The organism is Microcystis sp. M083S1 (genome assembly GCF_020246405.1).
Lineage (GTDB): Bacteria > Cyanobacteriota > Cyanobacteriia > Cyanobacteriales > Microcystaceae > Microcystis > Microcystis aeruginosa_C.
In genome coordinates, this window is record NZ_JADBTB010000247.1 from 1 (window position 1) to 2,573 (window position 2,573).

Below are 2,573 nucleotides of genomic sequence, written 5' to 3' on the forward strand. Positions count from 1 at the left end.
ATTCCCAAATGTGTTTAACCGCTATGGGATAGAGAGGTGCGTAGTTCACCCAAGGAGAATCAATCTCTCGAAGTAAAAGTGAAAGGAATTTCTGAAATGGAATTCAGTCTGTCTATATTTGACTATACTTTTACTAACTATGACGAGACTGGATATCTACCGGCTACTGTTCCGCAGTTCCGACGTTCCCTAAAATCAGAGACTTCCTACCTCACCATGAAGATAACTGCTCTCGATCAAAAACAACCCCTAACCGAGAGGTTAGGAGTTATGGATCAAGGTAGTTGTTTGGTCAAAATTAAAGATAGAGATGAGTTGAAAAACTAGGCAAGAGGATCACACCCATGTCCACTACAGCATTACCTAAAACGGTGATTTGTTGGCTAAAGTCCAGTCTTTGCAGAGCGGTGAGGACGAGATTCGCCTCGCGAGTCATTTTGTAGTTAGCGGGGACGGGAACCACAGTTCCTTCCTTGATCGGCTCTCTTATTCTTTGTGTGATAAGTTTAACTTAGATAGGAGAGATCAATCTTTGTGTCCTTTGTGTCTTTGTGGTTCGTTCCACGCGCTTGCCAGCAGGACTGTATCTTAGAATACATTTTACCCAACAAACCCAAGAGAACCTTTGATCATTTCCGCTAATTGATGCCAGAAACCTAGTTTGGTGTTAAGACTGAGAATACCGTAGGATCCAGTAATCGGATTGCTGACTTTTTATAATAAGCCTCACAGGTGATTGTTCATTTGATTTAGAGACTTGCTTACTGCCTTATCTCTTTACCCGCGCATCATGTAACAAAAAATTTAGAATTGCAAATAATTATTACAAATACTTGACTTAAGATATTTCTATGGTGACAGAAACACAAATCAAAGAAAAAGCGCTAGAGTTGGGCTTCCATAAAGTCGGTATTGCCTCTGTGGACAGCCAAGACTCGGCGGTATCCCATCTAAAAAGCTGGTTAGAGCGGGGTTATCACGCTGATATGGATTGGATGACTAACCCGAAACGACAGGATATCAAAACTCTTTGGCCGGAAGTGCGATCGCTAATTGGTCTCGCCCTTAACTACTACACTCCCCAACAACACAGTCAAGAGCAAAACCATGGCAAAATTTCCCGTTATGCTTGGGGACGGGATTATCACAAAGTATTAAGTAAAAAATTAAAAGCCCTCAGTCAATGGTTAGAAAGTCAGGGAGAGCAAATTCAAACCCGTTACTATGTGGATACTGGACCAGTACAGGATAAAGTTTGGGCGCAAAGAGCAGGGATCGGCTGGATTGCCAAGAACGGTAACTTAATTACCCGCAATTACGGCAGTTGGGTCTTTTTAGGGGAAATATTAACTAATTTACCTTTAGAACCCGATCGACCCCATAGCGCCCATTGTGGCACCTGTAGCCGTTGTTTAAGCGCTTGTCCGACCCAAGCAATAGTTAGTCCCTATGTGGTGGATGCTAATCGCTGTATTGCGTACCATACTATCGAAAATCGTGCTGTAACTTTGCCTACAGAAATTGCCAAGAATTTACAAGGTTGGGTCGCCGGCTGCGATATCTGTCAAGATGTCTGTCCTTGGAATCAACGTTTTGCCCAAGTTACCGACGTGGAGGATTTTCAACCTCGTCCGGAAAACCTCTCGCCAAGGTTGGATGAATTAGCTAATCTAACTATAGAGGAGTGGGATCGTCGTTTTATCTCGTCAGCCCTGCGTCGAATCAAACCCCAGCAGTGGCGACGTAATGCCCAAGCTAATTTAGCTCATTCCCCTCACCCCGCACAAGATGACAATTAAAGTGGTCGTGTTCGATTTTGATGGTACTATCGCCGATACCCACGATACTTTCGTGGAGATTGTCAATCGTTTGGCTAAAAATTTTGGTTATCAACCCGTCAACGAGGAAGATTTGGCCAGACTAAAAAACCTTAGTTCCCAAGAAATTATTAAACAATCCCAAGTTTCCCCCGTTAAAATCCCTTTTTTACTCTATCGAGTTAAACGGGAATTAAATAAACAAATTGAATGTCTGAAACCCTTCCATGGCTGGCATCAATGCCTCGCCACTCTTAAAGAAAGAGGCTATAGATTAGGAATAATAACTTCTAATACCAAAGAAAATGTCACCATATTTTTAGATAATAATCAACTCTTAAATTTATTTGATTTTATCTGTTCGGGAACGCCTTTATTCAGCAAACACAAAATTATTGATCGCCTGATCCGACAAAATAAATTCTGTCCCGATGAAATGATTTATGTCGGCGATGAAACCAGAGATATTACTGCCGCCCAAAAAAGTCAAGTGCAAGTGGTGGCCGTCGCTTGGGGCTTTAATTCCCCTCAAATTCTCACTCAATTTAACCCCGATCATCTCATTCATCATCCCCTAGAATTATTGGATATTTTAGATAGGGCTGGCTGAAAAAGTTTGGCTCTCCCAGCTTTGGTGGGTAAAATGTATTCTAAGATACATTTCTCAAGAGCGAGGGGGTGGAACGAACCACAAAGACACAAAGGACACAAAGATCGATCGATCCTATGTCAATTAAACTTATCACACAGAACCTA

General features: G+C 42.1%; 5 protein-coding genes. 3 read left to right on the forward strand and 2 right to left on the reverse strand.

Annotated elements, in window-relative coordinates; translation table 11 throughout:
* Nucleotides 1-96: 96 nt before the first annotated feature.
* Complete coding sequence (locus IM450_RS22060; protein ID WP_287670298.1) at nt 97-327, forward strand: hypothetical protein; 231 nt, start codon at nt 97-99, stop codon at nt 325-327.
* Here IM450_RS22060 and IM450_RS22065 read toward each other — a convergent pair.
* Both IM450_RS22065 and IM450_RS22070 read right to left on the reverse strand, forming a co-directional pair.
* A complete protein-coding gene (locus IM450_RS22065) occupies nt 299-463 on the reverse strand; it encodes an orange carotenoid protein N-terminal domain-containing protein (protein ID WP_002803423.1) in 165 nt (54 codons plus the stop codon). The two genes, IM450_RS22060 and IM450_RS22065, sit on opposite strands and share 29 nt — an antisense overlap.
* 137 nt (nt 464-600) lie before the next feature.
* On the reverse strand, nt 601-699 hold the full coding sequence (locus tag IM450_RS22070; RefSeq protein ID WP_353737001.1) for a hypothetical protein: 99 nt from the start codon (nt 697-699) through the stop codon (nt 601-603).
* A gap of 152 nt (nt 700-851) precedes the next feature.
* Here IM450_RS22070 and queG point away from each other — a divergent pair, with 152 nt between their 5' ends.
* Both queG and IM450_RS22080 read left to right on the forward strand, forming a co-directional pair.
* A complete protein-coding gene (queG, locus tag IM450_RS22075; RefSeq protein WP_287670301.1) occupies nt 852-1,799 on the forward strand; it encodes a tRNA epoxyqueuosine(34) reductase QueG in 948 nt (315 codons plus the stop codon).
* Nucleotides 1,789-2,427 carry an HAD-IA family hydrolase gene (locus IM450_RS22080; protein ID WP_002803420.1) on the forward strand — a complete coding sequence of 213 codons (639 nt, stop codon included), beginning with the start codon at nt 1,789-1,791 and terminating at the stop codon, nt 2,425-2,427. The genes queG and IM450_RS22080 overlap by 11 nt, the downstream gene beginning before the upstream one ends.
* Nucleotides 2,428-2,573: the final 146 nt, after the last annotated feature.